The sequence below is a fragment of the Mucilaginibacter mali genome (assembly GCF_013283875.1).
GTDB lineage: Bacteria > Bacteroidota > Bacteroidia > Sphingobacteriales > Sphingobacteriaceae > Mucilaginibacter > Mucilaginibacter mali.
Window position 1 is genome coordinate 1,114,631 of record NZ_CP054139.1, and the last position, 26,158, is coordinate 1,140,788.

Sequence of the window (26,158 nt, forward strand, 5' to 3'; positions counted from 1 at the left end):
AAAAAGCTTTCTGCTTTCGCCTTTCGGCTTTCAGCTCAATGTAACTATCTTTGCAATTCACATGAGCAAAACAGTAACGCCCTATCAGCATAACGATGCCACCAAAAAAGAGCAGGTGGCCGATATGTTTAATAATATCGCCAAAACATACGATTTCCTGAACCACTTCCTGTCGCTGGGGATTGATGTGATATGGCGAAAGATGGCCATCAACGAGTTGAAAAAGGATAAGCCCGCGCATATTTTGGATGTGGCCACTGGTACCGGCGATTTTGCCTTTGAGGCCTTGCGTATCCTGAAGCCAGAGAAGATAACCGGTGTGGATATATCGCAGGGAATGCTGGATATCGCTAAACAAAAGATCAGCAAACGCGGTTTGGACGATCAGTTCCAGGTAAAGCTGGGCGATTCGGAAAAATTGCCGTTTACCGATAATGAGTTCGATGCGGTTACTGTGGCCTATGGCGTACGTAACTTCGAAAATTTAGAGACTGGTCTGGCCGATATGTTCCGTGTGCTGAAACCAGGCGGGAAGGCAGTCGTGCTGGAGTTCTCGAAGCCAAAGGTATTCCCGGTAAAGCAATTGTATAACTTCTATTTTAATTACATCACCCCGGGTATCGGTAAGCTGTTTTCTAAAGATGCCAGGGCTTATACCTATCTGCCCGAATCGGTAGCGGCTTTCCCCGATGGCAAAAACTTTACGGCTTTGATGGATAAAGTGGGTTTTAAAAATACCAAAAGCCGCCCTTTGGCGTTTGGTATCTGTTCTATTTATACGGGCGTTAAATGATCAAACTTCGATATGTACTTATTTGCCTGTGCTTGTTTGCCGGTAAAAACCTGTTGGCGCAAGACCAGGTGGTGCATAACTGGGCCAGCGGCGCCGATCAGAACGATTGGAGCTGGGGCTTTACCTTTCAATACGTACGTACCGATTTTAAAATAGCCAAAAAGCCCGACTGGCGCTCGCCCTATTACGACCCGACAACCGGCCAAAAGCTAACCGACTCATTAAACAGCATCAGTTCAAAACCATCAAGTGGTTTTGCTATCGGCTTTATTACCCGCTATCGCTTAACCGATCATGTGGAGGCGCGCCTAACGCCGATGCTGCTTTTCGCCGACCGTTTGTTAAGGTACGAATATAATAGTCCATCGGCTAACCCGCTGCTGACAACAAGAGACCGTACTGTAGAACCCACTATTTTAGAACAGCAGGTACAATCTACCGTAGTAGAGTTTCCGCTGAGTATGAAACTGAAATCGGACAGACTGGGTAATTTTCGTGCTTATTTGCTGGGGGGGCTAAAATATTCAATGCTGATCAGTTCTAAAAAAAACGCTGATAATATATCGCCCATTGATAAGGTGGTAAGAAACGTAGGAGGTTATGCATCGTACGAAGCCGGTATAGGCTGCGACATCTATTTCGAATTCTTCAAATTATCGCCCGAGATAAAAATATCCAACTCCTTTAAAAATATGCTGGTGGCCGATAATACCCCATACTCGCGGCCTATTGATAAGCTGTTTCTACATACGCTTATGATCAGCTTGTACTTCGAATAAACATTGCATTGGTGATAATTTAACCACAAAGGTCGCAAAGGATTTTCACAAAGAGCACAAAGAAATATTTCACTAATAAAAGCCTTTGTGGTCTTCGTGTTTCTCATCTTAGTGTCCTTTGTGGTTAAATAATCCGCATGTTGTTCAATATTTTACCCAACTCAATATAAAAAAGCATAATTTCGTTGCACTATTGTTGAGTTTACCTATGGCTAAAATTGCATTAATAACCGGTGCCACATCGGGCATTGGCGAAGCTTGCGCCCACGTGTTCGCCCGCGAACGTTATGATCTGATACTGACCGGCCGCCGCATGGACAGGCTGGAAGAACTATCCGCACATCTGAAAGAAGAATATAACGTAGACGCGACCCTGCTAAATTTTGACGTACGCGACCGCGATGAAACCGTTAAAAATTTGGAAAGCCTGCCCGACGAATGGAAAAAGGTAAATGTCCTGGTTAATAATGCCGGCCTTAGCCTGGGTTTAGAGCCATTTCAGCAAGGTAGCTATGATGACTGGGATACCATGATCGATACCAACATTAAAGGCCTGTTGTATGTAAGCAAGGTGGTTGCCAACTGGATGATCGCTAACAAAACCGGGCATATCATCAATCTTGGTTCGATAGCAGGCAAGGAAGTATATCCCAACGGCAACGTTTACTGCGCCAGTAAGCACGCGGTTGATGCCTTAAATAAAGGCATGCGTATCGATCTGCTGCCGCACGGCATAAAAGTAACGGCTGTACACCCCGGAGCGGTGGAAACAGAATTTTCTGAAGTGCGTTTTAAAGGCGATAAAGCCCGGGCCAAAAAGGTTTACGAGGGGTTTGAACCATTGGTAGCCGCCGATGTTGCCGAGACCATCTGGTTTGCCGCGTCGCGCCCGGCGCATGTAAATATTAACGAATTAACAGTAATGCCCACCGCGCAATCGGGCGGGGCGAATATATTTAGAAAATAGTCGGAAAAGTCCGGAAGTCAGAAAAGACCGAAAGATATTTCTCTAAACAACTGAACTATAAACAATCTTCCGGACTTTCGGACTTTCCCGACTTCCGGACTTAACAAAAACACATGTCACTAATAACTACTATAGACCAGGACATCAAGCAAGCCATGCTGGCCAAACAGGATGTTAAACTACGGGGCCTGCGCGCCATTAAATCGGCATTGCTATTGGCCCGTACAGAAAAAGGCGCATCGGAAGAGATCAGCGAAGAAACCGAGATCAAGGTGTTGCAGAAACTCATTAAACAACGTAAGGAATCGGCTGATATCTACAAGGCGCAAAACCGCGAAGACCTTTACAAAATAGAGGCCGAAGAAATGGAAGTGATAGAAGTTTACCTGCCAAAGCAAATGGACAGGGCGGATATAGAGGCGTTTATTAAAGATCTGATCGGCAGGGTAGGTGCTACTTCTGTTAAAGATATGGGCAAAGTAATGGGCGCCGCCAATAAAGAACTGGCAGGCAAAGCCGATGGCCGGACGATATCGGAAGTGGTAAAACAATTATTGGCATAAATTTGCTTTTATACTTGTAAGTAAACAGCAATAACCTATTTTTATAACCAAATAGTTTGTTTTTGTACCAATTTGCAAAACAGGCTGAATGTGCATTTTTAATATAAAGGATAGTAATTTATGGATCTCGTACTGAAGGAAGAACACGGTTTCAGCTATATTGATGAAGGCGAAGGCGAGGTGCTGCTACTATTACACGGCCTGATGGGCGCGTTAAGCAACTGGGAACGGGTTGTTGAAGAGTTCAGATCGGAGTATAGGGTAATTATCCCTATGCTGCCTATATACGATCTGCCACTGCTTACCACCGGGGTAAAAAGCTTATCGAAGTTTGTACACAAGTTTGTAAAGCATAAGGGGTTAAAGGATATCACCCTGCTGGGTAATTCGCTTGGCGGGCACGTGGGCCTCATTTATACCCTGGCACACCAGGAATATGTAAAGGCGCTGGTATTAACCGGTAGTTCGGGTTTGTACGAGAACGCCTTTGGCGGATCGTTCCCGCGCCGCGAGAGTTATGATTTTGTAAAGGAAAAGGTGGAATATACCTTTTACGATCCGGCCACGGCTACCAAAGAATTGGTTGACGAAGTATTCGCCACCATAAACGACAGGCATAGGGTTATCCGCATCCTGGCCATGGCCAAATCGGCCATCAGGCATAACATGAGCAAGGAGGTGCATAAGATTAAGGTGCCTACAGCGTTAATATGGGGTAGGGATGACAAGATCACACCGCCTGATGTGGCCGTTGAGTTTAATCAATTGATACCAAACTCGGAGTTGCACTGGATAGATAAATGCGGGCATGCCGCCATGATGGAGCGCCCCGAAGAGTTTAATGTACTGCTAAAAGCATTTTTACAAAAGATAAAAAACTAAAACAGCCCTGATGGTTGCAATTGAATTAGTTTCCGACTCGATACCACCGGTACATACCTCTGATACGATACAGAAGGTACTCGACCGTATGGTGGAGTTTCGTGTTAGCCATATGCCAATTGTAAATGAAAGCCAGTTTTTAGGTTTACTGTCAGACGATGACCTGGTGGGCGAGACCGATTACCAGGCCGCCATAGGCTCCTTAGGATTATCCTTAATTAATCCTTACGTGCTGGAACAGCAGCATATTTACGATGTGATGCGCCTGTTTTACGAACAACAGCTAACCATGGTGCCGGTATTAAACACGGCGAAAGATTACCAGGGCGTAATATCCATTAACACCATGGTAGAATATTTTGCCAAATTAACCTCGTCGGCCGAGCCGGGCGGTATCATCGTGCTGGAAATTGGCAATAAGGATAATTCGCTGGCCCACATGGCGCAGATCGTCGAATCGGATAACGCGCAGGTGCTGAGTTCTTATATCCGTACCTTCCCCGATTCTACCAAAATGGAAATTACCCTAAAGGTGAACAAGCAGGATATATCCAACATCACCGCTACCTTTTTACGGTACGGATACGATATTAAGGCCACCTTTAACCATGCCGATCATGACGACGGTTCTAAAGACCGTTATGATTCGCTGATGAATTACCTGAATATATAAGTAGCCTGCAAAAATGAAGATAGCAATATACGGCAGGCAATTTAACGATACGGCATTGCCGTACATACAGCAGGTATTTGATAACCTGGCCCAGCATCAGGCCGAAATTTATGTGCATCATCAATTAGAAGTGCACCTTTCGGGGCGTATTGTAACCACGCCTTATAAAATACTTGAAAAAGGCGCTACACTGAAAGGTTTTATCGATGTATTCCTGACCATTGGCGGCGATGGTACGCTGCTGGATATGGTTAGCCTGATCCGCGATTCGGGTATCCCGGTCATCGGTATCAACTTTGGCCGCTTAGGTTTTTTGGCCAGTGTAAACAAGAACGATATTGCCGCCGCCATTTACGCCGTAGTGAACAAACAGTTTACGCTGGATAGCCGCGACCTGCTGAATATCGAATCGGAAGTGAAAATATTTGGCGATGATAACTTCGCGCTGAATGATATTACCATCCATAAGCGCGACGATTCGGCTATGATCACCACCCATGCCTACCTCAATGGCGAGATCCTGAACTCGTACTGGGGCGATGGGATTATTATTTCTACACCTACCGGGTCAACAGCCTATTCGCTAAGCTGCGGCGGGCCTATTATCTTCCCGCAATCAAACAGTGTGGCTATTACGCCAATCTCTCCGCATAATTTAAACGTAAGGCCGGTGATTTTGCCCGATAACAGCGTGCTGACCTTCGAGGTAGAATGCCGCAGCGCCAACTACCTGGTCAGTTGCGACTCGCGTACGGCGGTGATAGAGAAAAGCATGAAGTTTAAGATCTATAAGGCCGGTTTTCAGTTAAATTTGATCAGGTTGAATAATGAAAGCTATTTAACTACGTTAAGGAACAAGTTATTGTGGGGATTGGATGTCCGCAATTATTAATTTTAGCGTAAAGCTGAAAGCTAAAAGACCAAAGCCGGGTTTTATCAAATATGCATATCAAAAGCAGCCAAAGTATACAGTTTAGCAAAAAAAAGCCTTCCGCTTTCCGCTTTCCATTTTTGGCTTGGAAAAGGCTTTTTGCCTTTTGCTTTCTGCTTTCTGCTTTCCAGGCCAAACTTTTCGCCCAAACATGGGAGGCGGGGGTATCAGCGGGCGCCTCAGGCTACATGGGCGATCTGAACCAGCAGAACCCGGCTAAGATCAGCGGTTATAATTTAGGCGTGTTCGTGCAGCGCAACTTTAATCCTTACTTTGCGCTTAAACTGCATTACAGTCATGGGGAAATTGCCGGTGCCGACAGTACATCGGGTACGCAACAATTTCGCGATCGTAACCTGAGCTTTAAAACCAAACTGGATGAACTAAGCCTGATAGCCGAGGTTAACTTTATGCGCTACACACCGGGAGCCGGCCGCGACCGTTTTACACCCTATATCTTTTTTGGAGTTGGCGGCCTTAACTATAATCCGCAGGCTACCTATTCAGGCGTTGAGTACGACCTGCGCCCGCTAATGACCGAAGGACAGGCAACGCCTTATAAAAACATGGCTATTGTAGTGCCTTTTGGAGCGGGCATCAAGTATAATTTCTCTAATAATTGTAATATCATGTTTAACGCAGGGTACCGTTATGCAATGACGGATTATATTGATGACGTAAGCGGTGCCTACGCCAAAAAGAGCAGCTTCAGCAACCCGGTTGCCATGGCCCTGTCCGATCGCTCGGGCGAACAGACCGGCGTTTATATCGGCACACCAGGCACCCAGCGTGGCGATTATCGCAGCCATGATACTTATCTATTTGTGGGCTTTACGTTATCGTTTACGTTTGTTACGGCTAATTGTTATTATTGAAATGATGGTGTGACGGTGTTTTAACCACAGAGAACACAGAGGAGAAGCACAGAGAACACAGAGAAATAGATGGTTGTTTAATGGTCTGCGAGCGATAAGTTCTGTGCCCTCCGTGCAAATCTCCGTGGCCTCTGTGGTTAAACCCTAAATCTACTAAAAATTTAGTTTGAAACACAATATGCCCTCAACCTGCTGCGTTTTATAGTTTTAACCTTAAAACTTAAAACCATGGCCGAACTAAATGAATCCCCCGCAAAAAATGCCGGCGGCGCCAAGCCCCGCAAAAAAATGTCGACCCGTGTAGACCTGACCGCGATGGTTGACCTGGCATTCCTGTTGGTCACCTTTTTTATGCTGACCACATCCCTGAGCAAACCCAAAGCTATGAACCTGGCCATGCCTGATAATACTGAGCCGGGCCCGGTGGCGGCATCGCGCACTGTTACGCTGTGTTTGGGTAAGGATAATCAACTGGTATACTATCGCGGCGAGATAGATAAACCGGTAGATGCCCCGCAGGTGATCGGTTATCAAAAAGACCTGCGCCATACCTTATTAACAACCGCCCAAAAAATAAAGGCCGAAACCGGCAAGGACATGATCGTAGTAATAAAGCCAGGCGAGCACTCGGTTTACGGAAACGTGGTAAACACCATCGATGAACTGAACATCACCCGCTCGCCCATCTACGCCGTAACAGAGATCACTCCAAAGGATAACGACCTGCTAAAGCAAAAAAGCATTTTTTAAGTTCAGATCAGTATAAATTAGCGTGGCAGCCTATCCCGCAAGGGGATAGCTGCCTTTTTTGTTTGAAATACATCTGCCAATTTTTTTAGTATATATTTAAATATATTCCTTATATTCGTGTGATGCCGATTCACCTGCTTATCATTTAGATATTTTCATTGACGAGTTAACAAATAGCATCCGACACGTGCAGACCGGAGAAAGTTTTGATACAGAGGTATTTGAAATTACAATAAAAGATTTGGCTGACGTAAGAAAAAGGAAGGGAGAATGGCATTTTCACTGGCGGTCTGAATTAAAACAAGTCGATAGGAAAGTTTATAAGTTAGTTATAACAGGTCAACCTAATATATTACAGGGATTGGTGAGTGTTAGTAATATGGGTGATCATTACTATCTTCATCTGGCAGAAAGTGCGCCAATGAATTTTGGTGAGGATAAAATATATGAAGGCGTTGGGGGAAATCTGTTCGCTTTTTGTTGTAAATTATCGTTAGATAATGGGAACGAGGGATTCATCGCCTTCAAATCAAAAACAACCTTGATCAGTCATTATGAGAAAACATTGGGCGCTGTTCATATAGGTAATCATCAAATGATCATATATCCGAACGAGGCATTATTTTTGATTGATAAATATTTTAAGAATAGAAAGAAGTAAACAATGGGATATATTAAAGAGCCAAAAGGAGTCGATTTTATTGTTGCGCCGTCAGTATTAACTACAATAGATAGCAATGCAATACATCAGGCCATTGCAAACTATAAAAAGGAACGTCAGGTACAAGCACTTAATGTTCAACAAACTCTTGTGTCGTTGTCAGCTGTTAAAAAGACATTTCGTAATCGTAAAAACGATACCAAGCAACCAAATATATAGCGAAGGGGTAGTTTGTGTTCTTAGCGTTACTCTTTTTGTGACCTTTGGTTAATTAGCCACCACGTCACCCACCCGCCTAACCATTTTATACTCAACCCAAACAGTTAAAATGTGTTAATTTTCTTTTTCTGCACATAATAAAAAAATTGAAACTAAGTTTTACCTTTGTACCCTGAATTTTTAGGCCTAATCGGGTTTGAGATGAGGATATATCCCCGGTTAATTGCCAATGTGATCAACCTGGAGCGATACGATTTTTAAGTATAATTAGTAAATAAAATAGCCAGTCCACAATTTAAGGTCCGTTAAAAAGGGATCTCTTTCAGCACATGGGATATAAAGAGCAGATAGACTTATCGAAACTACCAAAACACATTGCTATTATTATGGATGGTAACGGCCGCTGGGCCAAGGGCAAGGGCAAGCTGCGTGTTTTCGGCCATCACAACGGTGTAGTATCGGTAAGCGATGTAGTAGAGGGCGCCGGCGAAATAGGTATCGATTACCTTACGCTATACACTTTCAGCGCCGAAAACTGGAACCGCCCCAAACTGGAAGTAGCCGCGATTATGGAATTGCTGGTGAGCACCATTAACAAAGAGATCAAAAAACTGATGGACAACAATGTGCGCCTCAACGCCATTGGCGACCTGGAAATGCTGCCCGGCAAATGCTACAAAGAATTGATGGGCGCTATCGAAAAAACATCAAAAAATACCGGCCTGACACTTACCCTTGCATTAAGCTACGGTTCGCGCCGCGAAATTATGCATGCCGCGCAGCAGATAGCTAATAAGGTACTTAAGGGCGAATTAAAGCCCGAAGATATTACCGAGGATGTATTTAGCGCCAACCTGTATACCTACAATATGCCCGATCCCGAACTATTGATCAGGACAAGCGGCGAGTACCGCATCAGTAATTATTTGCTTTGGCAGATAGCTTATGCCGAACTATATTTTACAAATAAGCTATGGCCCGATTTCCGCAGGGAAGACCTGTACGAGGCCATATTAGACTACCAGCAGCGCGAACGCCGGTTTGGCAAGACAAGCGAGCAGGTAAAGTAAATTTTCAACTTTAACACTTTTTAACAACTGTATAAACTATTTTTAGCCACCAAAATATTCGGATGAATAAATATATTTTCGCTATTCTTTTTTCAGTGCTAAGTGTCGCTGCAATGGCCCAGATCCCTGGTCAGCAAAGGCAGCCGTCGTTAGCCAGGTCTGTTTCGGCTGATAGTTTAAGTTACCTTAACCCTAAGGAATATATCATTGGCGGCGTATCTGTTGCCGGTACCAAATACCTTGATAAAGACATCCTGCTGCAAATTTCAAAACTAAACAAAGGCGATAGGGTTACTTTGCCCGGCGACGCGTCGGCCAAGGTAATTAAGGACCTTTGGGAGCAGGGCCTTTTTGATGATGTAAAACTGAACATCACCAAGATCAATCTCGATACAGTTTACCTTGAAATAGCTATACAGGAACGCCCGCGCTTATCGCGTCTGCACCTTACCGGCATCCGCAAGGGTGAAATTGAAGACGTACAGAAAAAACTGAACGATAAAACTGGTAAGATCGTTAACGAAAACCTGCTGAATACCACCAACGCTATCATTAAAAAGCATTTTGCCGAAAAAGGTTTCCTGAACACCACCGTTACTATTAAACAAAGGGTTGACCCCGGTGATGCCAACAGTGTGATACTGGATGTGGCGGTTGATAAAAAGCAAAAGGTAAAAATAGCCCACGTATATTTTGAAGGTAATAAGGCTTTCAGCGCGTCTAAGCTGAAGGGCTACATGAAAGATACTCGCGAGAAGAAATTCTATCACATCTTCGGTTCGAAGAAGTTTAAGCAGGATAAGTACGATGAAGATAAACAAACCCTGGTTGAAAAAATGCAGGGTGCCGGCTACCGCGATGCCGAGGTAATATCAGATTCGGTTTGGAAGAATGATGAGAAAACCGTTAACGTAAAGCTAAAAGTTTACGAAGGCCCTAAATATTACTTTGGTAATGTAAAATGGTCGGGCAATGCGCGTTATCCTGCAGATTTCCTGCAAAAGGTATTGCGTATTAAAAAAGGCGATGTGTTTAGCGAGGAAGAGCTGAACAAAAGGCTGAGCGGCCCAACCCAAAACAGCGATGACCTGAGTTCGTTATACCTGAACGACGGTTACCTGACCTACCAGGCCGACCCGGTACAAACCCGCATCTATAACGATACCATCGATTTGGATATCCGCATTTACGAAGGCCCCCAATATACCATCAACCGTATTATATTAAAAGGTAACGATGTTACCAATGATAAAGTGGTATTACGCGAACTGACCACCAAACCAGGCCAGAAATTCAGTAAGGAAGCCATTGTGCGCAGTACCCGCGAAATTTCGCAGCTGGGTAACTTTGATGAAACCAAGATCGACCCGAAGCCAACCAACATTCAGCAAGCTGATGGTACCGTTGATATTGTTTACAACGTGGTTGAAAAACCATCAGACCAGGTGGAGTTATCCGGTGGTTTTGGTGGCGGCCAGCTGGTGGGTACGCTGGGTTTAACGTTCAATAACTTCTCGTTACGTAATATTTTCAACCTGAAAGCTTACAAACCACTGCCTAAAGGCGATGGACAGAAATTAAGCTTACGCGGCCAGGCCAACGGTAAAAACTACCAGAACTATTCGTTCACTTTCTCTGAGCCATGGCTGGGCGGTAAAAAACCTATTTACTTCGCTTTGAGCGCTTATACACAGTTAAGTTCAACAGGTCAGTACTATCCAAAGTCCGATCCTAACTATAACTTCCTGCGCATTAACGGTATCGGTGTAACTTTAGGTAAACGCCTGCGTTTCCCTGATAACTACTTCCAGTTGAATTACTCGTTAAACTTCGATCATTATAAGCTGGATAACTTTACTGGTTACCTGTTTAGCAATGGTACATCGTTCAACATTAAGTTAACGCAGGAGTTAAGCCGTAACTCGTTAGACGCGCCGATCTTCCCGACACAGGGTTCAAACATTAAGTTCACGGTGCAGGTAACACCGCCGTACTCGTTATTTAACCATACCAACTATGCCATTGCTACGCCAGAGCAGCGTTACCACTTTGTAGAGTACCACAAATGGAAATTCGACGCGCAATGGTTCCAGCGTGTTGCCGGTAAACTGGTGCTGATGACGCAAACCCGTTTCGGCTTCTTAGGTCAGTACAGTTCGGCTGTAGGCCAGTCGCCATTCGAACGCTTTAAAGTAGGTGGTGATGGTATGCAGAGTTACCAGTTTTTGCAAGGTAGCGAGATCATCGGTTTGCGTGGTTATCAAAACTTCTCTATCGTTCCTTACGGTTCAAACTATAACGAGAACAATAACCCGGGCAGCCCTATCTATAATAAATACACGCTGGAGTTGCGCCACCCGATCACCGCGAGCCAATCGGCCACCATATTTTTACTGGCCTTTGCCGAAGGTGGTAACGTTTGGAACAATTTTAACGACTTTAATCCGTTCCAGGTTAGGCGTTCGGTTGGTGTGGGCGCGCGCATATTTCTTCCTATATTTGGTTTACTTGGGTTGGATTATGGTTATGGCTTCGATAAAATACCGGGCATACCGGGTGCAAATAAAGGCCAGTTCCATTTTTCAATTGCACAGAGTTTAACCGGTGGATTTAATTAACTTTGAGAAAAGTTTTATGAAGAAGATAGTTTTAACCCTCGCGTTTGTATTGCTGGCTTTTGCCGGCGCCTTCGCGCAACGCTTTGGCTTTGTAGATTCGGAATATATATTAAAACACATTCCCGATTACCTTTCGGCACAAAAGCAGCTGAGTGTACTTTCAGAACAATGGCAAAAAGAGGTTGACGGTAAGTTTGACGAAACCAACCGCCTGTATAAAGCTTACCAGGCCGACCAGGTGCTGATGACCGCCGACATGAAAAAACGCCGCGAAGCTGAAATTGTGGAAAAAGAAAAGGCCGCGAAGGATTTTCAGCGCCAGAAATTTGGCCCGGATGGCGAATTATCGCAGCGTAGCAGCGCTTTGATTAAACCTATTCAGGATAGGATGTCTAAAGCAATACAGGCAGTGGCCGAAGCAGAGAGCCTGGATATGATCTTTGATAAGAACAGCGAGACCATTATGTTGTACGCCAACCCGCGTTACGATAAAAGCGCGGCGGTGATCACTCGTTTAGGCTTAAAACCCGGCGTGTTTGCCAAATAGAAAATTTTATATAAAATAGCATAAATTAAAAAACAAAGAACAAGAAAAGAAACAAATGAAAAATTTAGTTAAAAGTGCTTTAGTTGCAGCATGTGTTTTAGTATTGAGCAGTTATGCAAAAGCACAAACCAAAATCGGTTATTTAAACTTCCAGAATGTGGTTACTGCCGATCCGGAATTTGCTAAGGTTACCACCCAGATAAATGCTTATCAGCAACAGTTTGTTGAAACCATAAAAGGTATCAACACCGAGTATCAGACCAAATTAGACGAGTATAACGCTAAAAGGGCTACAATGACCGATGCACAGCGTACAAAAGCTGAAAGCGAACTGACCGACCTGCAAAAACGTTTGAATGACCAAAACACCAATGCGCAGAACCTGGTTAACCAGAAATATGGCGAATTAACCAAGCCACTGGTTGACAAATGGAAAGCCGCTGTTAACCAGTTGGCGAAAGAAAAAGGTTATACTTATGTTATCGACTCTTCGCAAGTAGAATTACTGGTTGCTCCTGATGGTGATAACCTGGAAGCTGCTGTTAAAGCTAAAGGTGGCGTTACCGCTGCTCCTGCTGCTACTAAACCAGCCGGCGGCCCTGTAAAGAAATAACAAAATTTAAACAGATTGATAAAAAGCGCCCTGATATCAGGGCGCTTTTTTAGTTTTGTGCCTGTATGAATAAACAGCCCATAGGTATTTTTGATTCTGGTTACGGGGGACTGACCGTGTTTAGGTCTATTTTAGATACCCTGCCGGGATATGATTATATTTACTTTGGCGATAACGCGCGGGCCCCCTATGGTAACCGCTCGTTCCAAACCATACATCAATACACCAAAGAATGCGTGGAGTGGCTGTTTAAGCAAGGTTGCCCGCTGGTGATCCTGGCATGCAATACGGCATCGGCCAAAGCCTTGCGCACCATCCAGCAGCGTGACCTGCAGGAGATCGGCCCCGACAGGAGAGTGTTAGGCGTTATCCGCCCAACTGCCGAGGTGATCGGTAATTACACCAAATCGGGGCAGATAGGTGTATTGGGCACTAAGGGCACGGTACAATCAGAATCGTATCTGAAGGAAATAGAACACTTCTTTCCGGATATACAGGTATACCAGCAAGCCTGCCCGCTTTGGGTGCCGCTGATAGAGAACGGCGAGTACGATAAACCCGGCGCCGATTACTTTGTGAAGCAATACCTTGATCAGATATTGGCGCAATCGGCAGAGATAGATACCCTGCTGCTGGCCTGCACACATTACCCTTTATTGCAGGAAAAAATAAAAGCCCACCTGCCACAGGGGATGAACGTGGTAGCCCAGGGCGATATTGTAGCAAAAAGCCTGGCCGATTACCTGCACCGCCACCCCGAGATCGAATCGCGCCTGAGTAAAAGCGGCGATCTTTCCTTTTATACCACTACCGATGATACGGCCGATTTTGACCACCATGCCTCGCTGTTTTTTGGCGAAGCGGTGCGGTCGGAGTATGTATCGATGAAGTAAGTTTCTTCGAATCATTCCTCCATCGCTCGATTTAAATCGAGTGATAGAGGAAGAGCCAATTAATTACACTGCCAGATACGTTAAATTATCTTCAAATAATTGTTAAATATTTTTTGAACTTATAAAAACATATCTCTATATTTAGATTAACATCTTAAAATACTTAAACTTATATCACATGAAAAAAGTCATTTTTGGCGTATTCACGCTATGCTTGTATCTCTGTATTAATAGTTGTAAATCGAATATTAGAGATACTCCATCACCTATTTCTGCAACATCAAAGGAAGTTAATTCTGAGGAAACAAATCGCAAAATACAAACTATTCTTGGTATGGTTTCTGAACAAGAACAAAGATTAGCAGTTAGAACGTTGACACCAGCAGAAAAATCTGCTCTTTGGAAACAACATTTGAATGATTTTATACAGAACGGCGGATTTTCCATAGCGCAGAAAAATTTATTAACAGAGTTACAAACTTGGATTAAACCGGAATTTTTTACAACAGAAAAGCATGTCAAAACAGCATTCGAAAGCGAATGGACAATGCGTGCTATGGCAATGTTTACTTATGATGAAGTAGTCCAAACTACCGTTAGCCTTTTACCCCCTAACTTTAATAAAAAAACATCGTTGCAGATAAATACTGAGTTCGAAGGAAAAAAAGATTGCACTTGTAGCGATGAAAGTGATTGGTGTGCAATTGGAAAAAAATGTAGTAAGGCAATTGATTGTTTTAGTTCTCAATTAGGCTGTGGTTTTTTTGGGGCATACGATTGTGTTGGACTTTGCGCATTAAGTTCACCTGAATGAATAAAATAATATGGATTGTTTTGTTACTACTATATTATAGCTGTAGTAATAACAATAATAGTAAATTGACAACTATCAATATTAAGGACACTATTGTGAGGTTAGGCTCAGCCAGATTGACTGATACGTTACATTACAAATTTTTAATACGAAATATTGGAGTAAATAATCTTGCTATACAAAACGTATCTCCCTCGTGCGGTTGCGTTGAATTTAGTTGGACGAAAAAAGCAATACTTCCTAACGAATCAGGTTATGTAAGTATAGCTATTAAGCCGAAAGAAAAAGGCGAAGCGGTTCAAACGATTGTTATATCAACAAACACAATTAAAGTATTTTCGACTTTAAAAGTATTTTATAATGTTTATTGAAAAATGATTTATTTTCAAAAAATAGAAAAAGCGATAGCAAGCAATAACTACTATGTGTTATTGCTTGCTATTATTGTTTTTTCTGTATCGGGAGTTATCACTGCAATTTTAGGCCATAAGTTTAATATAGCCTTCTGTATACCTGTTTATTGCTTATTAGTATGGTATATACTCTTTTTAAGAAAAACAAAAAAAATGCGCTTAACGGCTGTATTAATTATATCAATTCCCGTATTAATTACTTTGCTGCCGATACATATATTGAGTTTTAAAGCAACTTTAATTAGTCTGCCAAGCCTGTTCGCGTATTTCGTAGGCATGGGTTTTGGGTTTTTATTATTTAATGCAAGGGCGCAATACCGAGTGGCGTTGGTAGGATTAATACTACTGTTAACTGTGTATACATCAACCCTTGGTTTTGACCTGTGGCTTAACAAGCATAACTTCGGCACTTGGTCTTCGCATGTTAACGAAATTGTGCCTGTTAATGTAAAGTTTAAAGACAATGCCGGAATAGAGTATCGTATTGCCGACCATCAAAACCAAATATTGGTACTTGATTTTTGGAATACTGCCTGTGGTGTGTGTTTCAGAAAGTTCCCTATCCTTGCCGAAAAGATCAAGGCATATTCATCCCGGGATAAAGTGCAATTTTACACAGTTAACTCCCCGCTTTCAAGAGATACTATTGGTGAAGCCTCTGCCACGCTTAAAGAATTTAAATACAATTTTAATCAGCTTGGCGTGTCTAATATTAAAGCGGCAAAAAGTATGGGTGTTATGTTTTATCCTACTGTATTGATTATCTACAAGGGCCGTATCATTTACCGTGGCGAGATTGAAAATATCGACCCGGTGTTAGAAAAACTTTTGTGAAATAGGTCATTTTCTCCGCGTCATTAAGTCATTCACTTCGCTGTCGTTAAGTACATTTTCATTCGGCCATATTTGCACATCTGCATATACGCACATCTGCATATTTACGCTCGCTTTAGAGGGCTGAGGACTTACTCTACTAATTTAGTCAACTATTAACAATTCATCACCCATCACTCGTACCTTTTTATTAAGTTTGCATCTAAATAACAAGAATACTTGATCAGCTATCTCATATACTTTGGTATCGCGCTTGGCCTGTTTGTTTTCGCGGCCCTGTTCACCCTTTTCGGGGTATATGCCGAGCGGAAAGTATCGGCGCTGATACAGGACAGGTTAGGCCCCACCGAAGTAGGTAAATACGGCAGCCTGCAAACCCTGGCCGATTTCCTGAAGATGCTGCAAAAAGAACTGATTATCCCCGCAGCGGCCGATAAATGGCTGTTTATGGCTGCGCCCGCTATTATTTTTGTAGCCGTTTACCTTGGCTTCGCGGCTTTGCCATGGGGGCCGGGACTGGCGCCATCGCACCTTAATTTAGGCTTGTATTACCTGTTGGCCATCATCTCGATAGAGACATTGGGCATCCTGATGGCGGGCTGGGGATCTAACAATAAATATTCTATACTGGGCGCCATGCGTTCGGCGGCACAAATCATATCTTATGAGATACCGGCCGGCTTCGCGCTGATATCGGCAGTGATGATAGCGCAGACACTTGACCTTCAAACCATATCGTACCAACAGGGGATCTTAGCATCAGCGCATACAAAATTTTGGGGCTTTTGGGATGTATCGGCAACCGGCGGCATTTTAAGCTGGAATATCTTCCAAGCGCCGCACCTCATTATCGCCTTTATCATTTACTTTATTGCCGGACTGGCCGAAAGTAACCGTGCACCGTTTGATATCCCCGAGGCTGAATCTGAATTGGTGGCCGGTTTCCACACCGAGTTTACCGGTTTGCGCTTTGCTTTTGTATTTTTGGCCGAATACAGCATGATGTTTTTGGTATGCATGGTGGCCGTAGTGGTATTTTTAGGCGCCTGGAATACGCCGTTGCCCAACATCGGCCCGGTAAAACTAGCCAACTGGACAACCGGAGCGGTATGGGGTATATTTTGGATCAGCGTAAAAACACTATTATTAATAGCCGTACAAATGTGGATCAGGTGGACGCTGCCCCGCTTTAGGGTAGACCAGTTGATGAATCTGTGCTGGAAGGTATTAACCCCGCTGGCTTTTGCCTGCATGGTGATATCGGGAATATGGCGGGTGTGGTTAATGTGAAAATGTGCAGATATGCGTATGTGCAGATGTGCAAATAAAGAAAAAGTATGTCATCCTGAACTTGTTTCAGGATCCCATCATATGAGTTACCTGTGTGAGGGGGTGCCGAAACAAGTTCGGCATGACAGGATGTATTGATCGGTGAAATCAAGAAAATGAAATCTAAAAAAGTAATATCTACAGCAATAAAAGGGTTAGGATTAACCCTTGTGCACTTCTTCGCGCCTAATAAAAAGCGCCAGGTGCAAACCGTTGCTGCCGATAATTACTTTAAAAAACTGGAAGAGGGCACCAATACCATCCAGTATCCAACGCAAAAATTACCCGTACCCGAGGTGGGCCGTTATCAGCTGGATGTAGAAATGGACGATTGCATTGTATGCGATCTGTGCGCTAAGATCTGCCCGGTTGATTGCATTACCATTGAACAAATAAAAGCTACCGAACTGATCGGTACCACATCTGATGGTAGCCCTAAGCGTATCTACGCCGCTAAGTTTGATATTGATATGGCCAAGTGTATGTATTGCGGCCTGTGCACCATAGTTTGCCCTACCGAGTGTATTGTAATGACCAATCAGTACGATAAAACGGTATTTGAATTGAGCGACCTGGTCTATCAATTCTCTGACATGTCGCCCGAGGATGCTGCCGAAAAGCGTGCCCTGCTTGAAAAGCAACAGGCCGAAAAGGCCGCCGCCAAGGCAGCCGCGTTAAATAAAGGAGGGCAGGCATGAACCTGACGACCGCTTTGTTTTATGTAATGGCGCTGATCACCATTGGCTCGGGCCTGTATGTGGCTTTTAGTAAAAGTTTGGTACGTTCGGTATTCATGTTCTTTATTACGTTGTTCGGGTTGGCGGGCTTATACGTTTATGCCCTGGCCGATTTTGTGGCCATTACGCAAATTGTGATATACGTAGGTGGTATTTTGGTGCTGATCTTATTCGCCTTTATGCTGTCGGGCCGCGAAACGCTGGACAGGTTGAAGCAGCAAGCGAGCTTTATCAACCTGAAGAACTGGCCTTCGGCTTTATTAGCGGTATTGTTTTTTGTGGTGATGTTGTGTGTGATAGTTAAAGCCGTACCCGATAAACTGGAATGGCTGGCCAACTCATCGGCAAATAATAACGTGATATTGCCAACCGATACCACCACAGGCAACATCGGCATTAATTTAATGACCCGCTACCTGTTGCCTTTTGAAGCGGTATCGGTGCTGTTAATGATGGTACTGGCCGGTGCGGCACACCTGTCGCGGAAGGAGGGGGGAGAATGATACCTTTATACCACTTCCTGATCATTAGCGCGGTGCTGTTTTGTATTGGCTTGTTTATGGTCATCAGTAAAAGTAACGCCATACAGGTATTGATCGGCATTGAACTAATATTAAACGCCGCGATACTAAACCTGGTAGCCTTTGGTAAATACGATAAGCTGAATAACAACGGGCAGGTATTTGCCCTGTTTGCTATTGTATTGGCGGCGGCAACAACAGCGGTGGCGCTGGCTATCATCCTGAATGTGTACCGTAAGTACAAAACCATCGAACCAGATAAAATAGACCAATTAAAAGACTGAGATATGAAAAAACTATTTGTACTCCTGTTATCGATGACACCTCTTTTTTTGTTTGCGCAAAGCGGGAGCAAAGCAGCAACAGCTCAAACTCCATCAAAAGATCAATTGTGTGTAGTGGATAATAAAGTTATTACCAGGCAAGAACTTGATAAGGTAAACCCGGAAAATGTGGTGGACATCCAGGTATTAAATTCGGCTGCTGCAAAGGCTTTATATGGAGATAGCGGGGTGAACGGAGCTATTATCGTAGTTACTAAAAAATTTGCAATATCAAGTTACCAGGAGAAGTTCAGCGATTTCTCTGCCGATTACGAAAGCTACCTGACCAGCCATGGCACCGATGATAAGCAGTTTATTTATATAATAAACAATATGGCCCTGCCAAAAGATAAAAATGAGGTAAGAAAGCTATATGATATCCCAAAAGATAAAATAGAGAGCGTAGTTTTTATACAGGATCAGCCCGAGGGCAGTAAGATACTGGCCAAAGTTGCCATCACTACAAAAAAATAATATTGGAAAGTACTTTAGCACAACCGGATCCCCAACTCATCTGCTGCACATTGGTGGCGGTATTGGCTCCGCTTGCAGCTTTTTTAATAAACGCGCTGCTGCTACAGAGGGGCAGCCGTGTAGCCGGATGGGTATCTACCCTGGCTATATTGATAAGCTGCGTGTGCGCGGTAACCGTATTTGCCCGGGTATGGAATGCCGGTAGTTACTACCATGCGCAATATCAGTGGTTTACCATCGGCGAAACTAAGGTAGTAGCAGGTATCTTGCTTAATAATCTTTCTGCTTTGCTGTTGCTGTTAGTTACCGTGATAGCCTTGCCGGTACATATTTACGGCACAGCCTATATGAAGGGAGATCCTAATTTTGGCCGTTACTTTACCTATCTCAGCTTCTTTTGTTTCAGCATGCTGGCCTTAGTAGTGGCCGATAACATGGTGCTGCTCTATGCTTTTTGGGAACTGGTGGGTTTTTCATCGTACCTGCTTATTGGTTTCTGGAATACCCGCGACAAGGCCGTGCAAGCCAACAAGAAGGCGTTTATTATGAACAGGATAGGCGATATCGGTCTGCTGGCGGGTATCATGATCCTTTATGCGCATTTCCACACCTTCGATATCGATGTGCTGTTTGGCAGTAACGGCCTGGTAGTAAAAGATACCTACTGGATGAACCAGGACACCGCCATGTCGCCGTTTTGGCAATGGATAGCTTGCGGTGGCATTATTTTAGCTGTGGCGGCTAAGTCTGCACAATTCCCGCTACATACCTGGCTGCCCGACGCGATGGAGGGGCCAACCTCCGTTTCGGCGTTGATACATGCTGCTACCATGGTGGCAGCGGGTGTATTTTTATTGGGGCGGGTTTACCCGTTCTTCAATGGCGCTCAGTTAGATCTGCTGGCTATTATCGGCTGCTTTACCGCTTTTATGGCGGCTACCATCGCCCTAACTCAAAACGATCTGAAGCGGATACTGGCTTATTCAACCATATCGCAACTGGGTTTTATGGTAATGGCTATGGGAGTTGGGGCTTATGCCTCATCGTTGTTCCATTTGGTTACGCACGCGTTTTTTAAGTGTTTACTGTTCCTGTCGGCGGGTATCATCATTCATGAGATGCAACACCTGAAGGAGGAGCATAACCTGGATATCGACCCGCAGAATATCCTGTATATGGGTGGCCTGCGCAAAAAGTTGCCGTTTACTTTTGTGGTATGCAGCATTGCCGCGCTGGCGCTTATTGGCGCGCCCTTAACAACCGGTTACCTTTCAAAAGATGGTATCCTGATACAAGCCTTTGAATGGGCCGGCGGCAAAAGCTGGATATACAGCATTGTACCCGTGATGGCATTGGTGAGCGGTGTAATGACCGCCTTTTACGTTGGCCGGATCATCTTCAGGGTATTCTTCGGGCACTTTGAGCAGGAGCGGGTTAACCCGGCTATCAAAACACATTTTACCGATGGCGGTTGGGCTTACAAGCTGCCTTTGGGCTTTTTGGCTATCTGCTGCTTATTCCCGGTATTTTCCATCAACCCTTTCTTTTATGAAAATGCATGGGTGCTGAAAGGCCTTGCCGTGGTTGATCAGTTATCGCGGATCAATCCGTACCATACCATTATCCCGGTAGGGGTAACCCTGGCCAGCGTGTTTGTGGTGTATTGGGCTTATAGCATTTATGTATCGCAAAAAAGGGCCGCGTTGCCCCAGCATACATTCCTGTTCAAGCTATCGTACAACCAATGGTATATCGATAGGTTTTACAATGCCATAATTGTTAAAGCGGTGATGAGCCTTGGAAGCGCCTTGTTTTGGATAGATAAAAACGTTATCGACGGCTTTATCCATTTGATTGAGCGGGCAACACGATCGCTCGGTTCGCTGGCTAAATGGCTGGATAAGTACATTGTCGACGGATTTTTGCATAGTGTTGCCGCTTTGGTGGTGGCGATAGCTAATTTTGTCCGTGGCTTTCAAAACGGACGGGTGCAGTATTACCTGTTTAGTATGCTGGCCGTAATACTGGCCCTGTTTATTTATAAAATTCTGATCTGAACCTGATGAATATATTAACGCTGCTGATATTTGTCCCCGTGCTTTTCGCCCTTGTTATTTGGGTGATGCCATCGGCTTGGCGGGGGAGTTTTAAATATATAACACTTGGCGCTACGCTGGTACAACTGTGCCTTGCGGTTTGGATCTACTGTAATTTTAAAACGGGCGCCGGCTTTGGTGGCATCAACACCGAGGGTGGGTACCAGTTTGTGCAGAAATTGCCCTGGATTAACCTAAGCCTTGGCGATACCAAACTGCAGATAGATTATTTTATTGGGATAGATGGGGTATCGGTAGCCTTGCTGCTCATGTCATCGCTGGTGATGGTGGTAGCGGCGCTGGCCTCGTGGGAAATCAAAAGTAACCTAAAGGGGTTCTTTGTTTTGTTCCTGATGCTGGATATGGCCGTTATCGGCGTATTCTGCGCGCTGGATTTCTTCCTGTTTTACCTGTTCTACGAGTTGATGCTATTGCCGCTATACTTCCTCATTGGTATGTGGGGCGGTGTACGGCGCGAATACGCAGCCATTAAGTTCTTCCTGTATACGTTGTTCGGTTCGGTGTTTATGTTGCTGGTGATGATCGGTTTGTACCTGTCGGTAAAAGATCCGGTAACGGGGAATCACACCTTTAACATGGTTACTATGATGAACCCGGCTAACTATATCCCAGGTTCCATTTTCGATGTAGTTAGCCAGTATACCCTGTTCGGGATGCATGCCCGTACGCTGGGCTTTATCATATTATTTATTGCTTTTGCCATTAAGGTGCCGGTAGTGCCATTGCACACCTGGCTGCCCGACGCGCACGTGGAGGCGCCAACGCCAGTATCAATTATCCTGGCCGGCGTGTTACTAAAAATAGGCGGTTACGGTATCATCCGTATCTGTACCGGCATCTTTCCGGATGTGGCCATATCATCAGCCTACTGGCTGGGTTTGTTAGGCATTATCTCCGTCATCTACGGCGCGCTGAACGCGCTGGCCCAACGCGATCTGAAGCGGTTGATCGCCTACTCGTCAGTATCACACATGGGTTTTGTGCTGTTGGGCATCGCGTCGTTAACACCCGAAGGTATTGCCGGGGCCATGATGCAAATGGTGAGCCACGGCTTTTTATCATCTATGCTGTTCTTTTTGGTAGGGGTGGTTTACAACCGGGTGCATGACAGGGATATATACAATTTCAGGGGTTTAAGCACATTGATGCCACGTTATACGGTTTATGTGATGATCGCCTTTTTCGCATCGCTGGGTTTGCCAGGCTTTTCGGCCTTCGTGGCCGAGGCTTTCTCGCTGGCGGGCGCTTTCAAGTCGCATAGTTTTAACGGACTGCTGCCACAATGGATGGCTGTTTGCGGTGCGATAGGTATTTTGCTAAGTGCCGCTTACTTTTTATGGACGCTGCAACGCATGTTCTTTGGTAAGGAATTGCTGAAAGGCGGCGATATCTGGAAACTGGCCTTAACCGACCTGAACCTGCGCGAAACCATTACCCTGCTGCCGTTGGCTTTGCTGGCCCTGTGCCTGGGTATTATGCCATCACTGGTGTTTGATAAGATAAATGATTCGGTACTGGCGCTGGTGCATGTTACCACCAATTTTATGGCCAAATAAATGCAAAACCTGTTGCCCTACATATCATCGCAGTTAGATGGCGCGCTAAGCAGCCTGCACTTCTTTATGCCCGAAGTTTATTTGAGCGCATTGTTTTTGCTGGTGTTGATAACCGGGCTGGTTTATACCCGCAACGCGGCTGCAATTTGCCGGATCATAGCCGTAGTGGGGATGGTATTTGTGATAGCGCAGGATGTGATCCAGTATTATATGCCCGCTGCCGAAGTGCGGCCGCTGTTTAGCGGGATGTTGCTGCTGCACCGCACAACGGTATTGTTTAAACTGATTACCGATGTGGTAAGCATATTATTACTCATGTATTTTGCCTGGGATAAGCAACTGCGGGCACACAAAAAGGGTTTATCCGATCTGTATGCCATTGCCATTGCTTCTATTTTGGGTTTGCATTTAATGCTGATGTCGGTCAATCTGCTGTCGATATACCTGTCGGTAGAGTTTGTGTCGCTGGCATCGTACCTGATGGTGGCCTATAAATCAGAACAGGGCTTTAGCGCGGGTGCAGGCTTGAAATACGTGCTGTTCGGCGCGGCTTCGTCGGCGGTGATGCTGTATGGCATATCGCTGCTTTATGCTTTTACCGGGTGTACGGATATTTTCGCGCCTGAGTTTGTGTTAGGACTGGCCAAAGTAAACGGGTTAAGTGTTGCCTTTGCAATTGTATTGTTTTTTGCGGGTTTGGGCTTCAAACTCTCGTTCGTGCCTATGCACTTTTGGGTGCCCGATGTTTACCAGGGGGCAGCCACACCGGTTACAGCCTGGTTATCAACCCTGCCTAAAATAGCCGCCTTTGGCATGCTGCTGCATTTAATAGCACCGTTTATGGCGCCCGGTAGTTTGCCGGTGTTCGATTTCCGGTTGTTTTTATCCGTAATCGGGCTCATTACCATGATAGCGGGCAACTTTGCTGCCGTGATGCAGAAAAACGTTAAGCGTATACTGGCCTATTCAAGCATAGGGCATACCGGCTTTGCCCTGATGGCTATCGCGGCCTTTAACGCGGAAGGGATCAAAGCGCTGGTATTTTACCTGGCGGTTTACGCTGTAGCCAATATCGCCGCGCTAATGCTGGCATCGTACTTTAATAATATTACCGCTGCCGAAAAGGTAGACGATTATAAAGGTTTGGGCTTTAAACTACCTGCCGCCTCGGTTTGCTTTGTAATGGTATTGATATCGCTCACCGGGCTGCCGGTAACCGCGGGTTTTATAGGTAAGGTATTGGTGTTCCAGTCGGTTTATACAGCTTACCAGCAAAGCCATAATACTTTGCTGATGTTGTTAATGGCAACAGGAGCTTTAACTACAGTTGTAGCCCTGTTTTACTATATCAAAGTGCCGCTGTATCTGTTCCTGCGCAAGTCCGACGATAACCACGAATACATTGTTACCAGCCAAAGCCTGTTAATAGCGTCGGCAATTATTACTTTTTTACTGGTTTTTATCGGCATCTTCCCCGATTATATTGCAAGATATTTCTAAAAACCGGATTTTCTTCCCGGCAAACTCCATCGGAGTGATATTTTAATTTTCTTAACCACTATTTGCGACAAATTTAATTTAAATAATTGGGTTTGATGTATGATTAATTGCAGGTATATGATGATGGATCTGCAAAATGTGGTAGATTTTATAAAATATAGATCATGATTTTTTGATTTTTTTGGCTTTTGAAGGCCTTTTTTTCTGCTTTATTACGATGTTTTTATAGTATTTTAACATCATTGGTGTTTTTTTAAAGAAATTGTTAATTTTTGTTAGTTTTTTTAAAAATATTACTAATTTGTGCCCAGAAAATGAAATTCTATTAAGCCTATATACAATGAAGCGTTTTATCCCCTTTGGCCTGGTGTTGGTTATCCTGGTATTATCTTTTATCTTTCCGTCGATTGACGTTCATAACACAAAAGTATCAACCATAAACGCGGCCGATACCGCCTGGATGCTAACCGCCACCGCGCTGGTTTTAATTATGACCCCCGGCCTTGCCTTCTTTTACGGCGGGATGGTGAATAAGAAAAACGTAATATCAACCATGCTGCAAAGCATCATCTGTATGGTGATTGTAACCGTAATGTGGGTGGTATTTGGCTTTAGCCTGGCTTTTGGTAATAGTATTGGCGGCTTTATAGGCGACCCGCGCACCTTTTTTATGCTGAAAGGCATGCTGGGCGACAGCACCTGGCGCATGGCCCCAACCATCCCGATCCTGCTGTTCGCGATGTACCAGTTGAAATTCGCGATCATCACCCCGGCGCTGATCACCGGTGCCTTTGCCGAAAGGATCAACTTTAAATCGTACGTGATCTTCCTTTGCCTGTTCTCGATATTTATCTTCTCGCCGTTGGCGCATGCTACCTGGCACCCGGATGGCTTTTTGGCCAAACTGGGCGTACTGGACTTTGCCGGCGGAACAGTAGTACACATGTCGGCCGGCTGGGCGGCGCTGGCATCTGCCTTGTATTTGAAAAAACGTAACGAAAGCACCCACTCACCGGCGCGGATCACTTATGTAATGATCGGTACCGGCCTGTTATGGTTTGGTTGGTTTGGGTTTAATGCAGGTTCGGCATTTGGTGCTACCCCATTGGCTGTTACAGCTTTAGCTACCAGTATGGCGGCATCGGCGGCGGCAGGTATCACCTGGATATTTTTTGATACTGTGCGCGGCCGTAAGCCATCGGCCATGGGTACCTGTATCGGCGCGGTAGTTGGTTTAGTAGCCATTACCCCGGCGGCTGGCTTTGTATCGGTACCGCACTCGCTGGCTATCGGTATCATATCGGCCATTGTAAGTAATTTGGTAGTTGAATGGCGCACCCGTACCGCGATTGATGATACACTGGATGTTTTTCCTTGCCACGGTGTGGGCGGTATGGTGGGTATGCTGCTTACCGGCGTTTTTGCCCATAAAAACATCAATGCCGCCAACATTACCGGCAATGGCCTGTTCTTTGGCGAAACGCACCTGTTCCTGGTGCAACTGGGCGCGCTGATCGGTGTTTCACTGTTCGCGTTCTTCGGTTCGATGTTGCTGCTGAAAGTTACCGATATGATACAGCCTTTGCGTGTAACTAAAGAGGAAGAGACCCTTGGTTTGGATATCTCGCAGCACGGAGAGAAGTTGTAAGTGCCTGCAATTATTCTAAACTAACATAATTAAAAATTGTCATTGCGAGCGATAGCGC

General features: G+C 44.8%; 28 protein-coding genes. All 28 read left to right on the top strand.

Going from position 1 to position 26,158, the window contains the following annotated elements; translation table 11 throughout:
• The first annotated feature begins 61 nt into the window (after positions 1-61).
• Positions 62-793: a bifunctional demethylmenaquinone methyltransferase/2-methoxy-6-polyprenyl-1,4-benzoquinol methylase UbiE gene (ubiE, locus tag HQ865_RS04790; protein WP_173413793.1), complete on the top strand. Its 732-nt coding sequence runs from the start codon at positions 62-64 to the stop codon at positions 791-793.
• Positions 790-1,572, top strand: a complete 783-nt coding sequence (gene porT / locus HQ865_RS04795) for a type IX secretion/gliding motility protein PorT/SprT (protein ID WP_173413794.1) — start codon at positions 790-792, stop codon at positions 1,570-1,572. The genes ubiE and porT overlap by 4 nt, the downstream gene beginning before the upstream one ends.
• Before the next feature lie 208 nt (positions 1,573-1,780).
• Positions 1,781-2,539, top strand: coding sequence for an SDR family NAD(P)-dependent oxidoreductase (locus tag HQ865_RS04800; RefSeq protein WP_173413795.1), 759 nt, complete (start codon positions 1,781-1,783; stop codon positions 2,537-2,539).
• Between the two features lie 113 nt (positions 2,540-2,652).
• Positions 2,653-3,102 carry a GatB/YqeY domain-containing protein gene (locus HQ865_RS04805; RefSeq protein WP_173413796.1) on the top strand — a complete coding sequence of 150 codons (450 nt, stop codon included), beginning with the start codon at positions 2,653-2,655 and terminating at the stop codon, positions 3,100-3,102.
• A gap of 120 nt (positions 3,103-3,222) precedes the next feature.
• Positions 3,223-3,984, top strand: a complete 762-nt coding sequence (locus HQ865_RS04810; RefSeq protein WP_173413797.1) for an alpha/beta fold hydrolase — start codon at positions 3,223-3,225, stop codon at positions 3,982-3,984.
• Between the two features lie 10 nt (positions 3,985-3,994).
• Positions 3,995-4,657, top strand: a complete 663-nt coding sequence (locus HQ865_RS04815) for a CBS domain-containing protein (protein WP_173413798.1) — start codon at positions 3,995-3,997, stop codon at positions 4,655-4,657.
• Positions 4,658-4,670: 13 nt separating this feature from the next.
• Positions 4,671-5,549 (top strand): NAD kinase, encoded by an 879-nt coding sequence (locus HQ865_RS04820; RefSeq protein ID WP_173413799.1) that lies wholly within the window; start codon positions 4,671-4,673, stop codon positions 5,547-5,549.
• Between the two features lie 119 nt (positions 5,550-5,668).
• Positions 5,669-6,463 carry a type IX secretion system protein PorG gene (gene porG / locus HQ865_RS04825; protein ID WP_173413800.1) on the top strand — a complete coding sequence of 265 codons (795 nt, stop codon included), beginning with the start codon at positions 5,669-5,671 and terminating at the stop codon, positions 6,461-6,463.
• A 228-nt stretch (positions 6,464-6,691) separates the two neighbouring features.
• The gene (locus tag HQ865_RS04830) at positions 6,692-7,213 is read left to right on the top strand and encodes an ExbD/TolR family protein (protein WP_173413801.1); all 522 of its coding nucleotides are present in this window, start codon (positions 6,692-6,694) and stop codon (positions 7,211-7,213) included.
• Positions 7,214-7,400: 187 nt separating this feature from the next.
• On the top strand, positions 7,401-7,874 hold the full coding sequence (locus HQ865_RS04835) for a hypothetical protein (protein ID WP_202020452.1): 474 nt from the start codon (positions 7,401-7,403) through the stop codon (positions 7,872-7,874).
• A 3-nt stretch (positions 7,875-7,877) separates the two neighbouring features.
• Entirely contained in the window at positions 7,878-8,093 is a 216-nt protein-coding gene (locus HQ865_RS04840; RefSeq protein WP_173413802.1) for a hypothetical protein, read from the top strand.
• 329 nt (positions 8,094-8,422) lie between these two features.
• Positions 8,423-9,163 carry an isoprenyl transferase gene (locus tag HQ865_RS04845; RefSeq protein ID WP_173413803.1) on the top strand — a complete coding sequence of 247 codons (741 nt, stop codon included), beginning with the start codon at positions 8,423-8,425 and terminating at the stop codon, positions 9,161-9,163.
• A 62-nt stretch (positions 9,164-9,225) separates the two neighbouring features.
• Positions 9,226-11,781: an outer membrane protein assembly factor BamA gene (gene bamA, locus HQ865_RS04850; protein ID WP_173413804.1), complete on the top strand. Its 2,556-nt coding sequence runs from the start codon at positions 9,226-9,228 to the stop codon at positions 11,779-11,781.
• Positions 11,782-11,797: 16 nt separating this feature from the next.
• Positions 11,798-12,328, top strand: coding sequence for an OmpH family outer membrane protein (locus HQ865_RS04855; protein WP_173413805.1), 531 nt, complete (start codon positions 11,798-11,800; stop codon positions 12,326-12,328).
• A gap of 55 nt (positions 12,329-12,383) precedes the next feature.
• A complete protein-coding gene (locus tag HQ865_RS04860) occupies positions 12,384-12,941 on the top strand; it encodes an OmpH family outer membrane protein (protein WP_173413806.1) in 558 nt (185 codons plus the stop codon).
• A 65-nt stretch (positions 12,942-13,006) separates the two neighbouring features.
• The gene (gene murI / locus HQ865_RS04865; RefSeq protein WP_173413807.1) at positions 13,007-13,834 is read left to right on the top strand and encodes a glutamate racemase; all 828 of its coding nucleotides are present in this window, start codon (positions 13,007-13,009) and stop codon (positions 13,832-13,834) included.
• A gap of 178 nt (positions 13,835-14,012) precedes the next feature.
• Entirely contained in the window at positions 14,013-14,648 is a 636-nt protein-coding gene (locus tag HQ865_RS04870) for a bacteriocin fulvocin C-related protein (protein WP_173413808.1), read from the top strand.
• Entirely contained in the window at positions 14,645-15,019 is a 375-nt protein-coding gene (locus tag HQ865_RS04875; RefSeq protein ID WP_173413809.1) for a DUF1573 domain-containing protein, read from the top strand. The genes HQ865_RS04870 and HQ865_RS04875 overlap by 4 nt, the downstream gene beginning before the upstream one ends.
• A 3-nt stretch (positions 15,020-15,022) precedes the next feature.
• Positions 15,023-15,895 (top strand): TlpA family protein disulfide reductase, encoded by an 873-nt coding sequence (locus HQ865_RS04880; protein WP_173413810.1) that lies wholly within the window; start codon positions 15,023-15,025, stop codon positions 15,893-15,895.
• Between the two features lie 219 nt (positions 15,896-16,114).
• A complete protein-coding gene (locus HQ865_RS04885) occupies positions 16,115-17,185 on the top strand; it encodes a complex I subunit 1/NuoH family protein (RefSeq protein ID WP_173413811.1) in 1,071 nt (356 codons plus the stop codon).
• A gap of 155 nt (positions 17,186-17,340) precedes the next feature.
• Positions 17,341-17,922 carry a 4Fe-4S binding protein gene (locus HQ865_RS04890; protein ID WP_173413812.1) on the top strand — a complete coding sequence of 194 codons (582 nt, stop codon included), beginning with the start codon at positions 17,341-17,343 and terminating at the stop codon, positions 17,920-17,922.
• Positions 17,919-18,464: an NADH-quinone oxidoreductase subunit J family protein gene (locus HQ865_RS04895; RefSeq protein ID WP_173413813.1), complete on the top strand. Its 546-nt coding sequence runs from the start codon at positions 17,919-17,921 to the stop codon at positions 18,462-18,464. Before HQ865_RS04890 ends, HQ865_RS04895 begins: the two co-directional genes overlap by 4 nt.
• Entirely contained in the window at positions 18,461-18,766 is a 306-nt protein-coding gene (gene nuoK / locus HQ865_RS04900; RefSeq protein WP_173413814.1) for an NADH-quinone oxidoreductase subunit NuoK, read from the top strand. Before HQ865_RS04895 ends, nuoK begins: the two co-directional genes overlap by 4 nt.
• Before the next feature lie 3 nt (positions 18,767-18,769).
• A complete protein-coding gene (locus HQ865_RS04905) occupies positions 18,770-19,279 on the top strand; it encodes a hypothetical protein (protein WP_173413815.1) in 510 nt (169 codons plus the stop codon).
• A gap of 2 nt (positions 19,280-19,281) precedes the next feature.
• The gene (nuoL, locus tag HQ865_RS04910) at positions 19,282-21,336 is read left to right on the top strand and encodes an NADH-quinone oxidoreductase subunit L (protein ID WP_237073747.1); all 2,055 of its coding nucleotides are present in this window, start codon (positions 19,282-19,284) and stop codon (positions 21,334-21,336) included.
• Between the two features lie 5 nt (positions 21,337-21,341).
• Positions 21,342-22,952 carry a complex I subunit 4 family protein gene (locus tag HQ865_RS04915; RefSeq protein WP_173413816.1) on the top strand — a complete coding sequence of 537 codons (1,611 nt, stop codon included), beginning with the start codon at positions 21,342-21,344 and terminating at the stop codon, positions 22,950-22,952.
• Complete coding sequence (locus HQ865_RS04920) at positions 22,953-24,452, top strand: NADH-quinone oxidoreductase subunit N (RefSeq protein ID WP_173413817.1); 1,500 nt, start codon at positions 22,953-22,955, stop codon at positions 24,450-24,452.
• 340 nt (positions 24,453-24,792) lie between these two features.
• Complete coding sequence (locus HQ865_RS04925) at positions 24,793-26,100, top strand: ammonium transporter (RefSeq protein WP_173413818.1); 1,308 nt, start codon at positions 24,793-24,795, stop codon at positions 26,098-26,100.
• Positions 26,101-26,158: the final 58 nt, after the last annotated feature.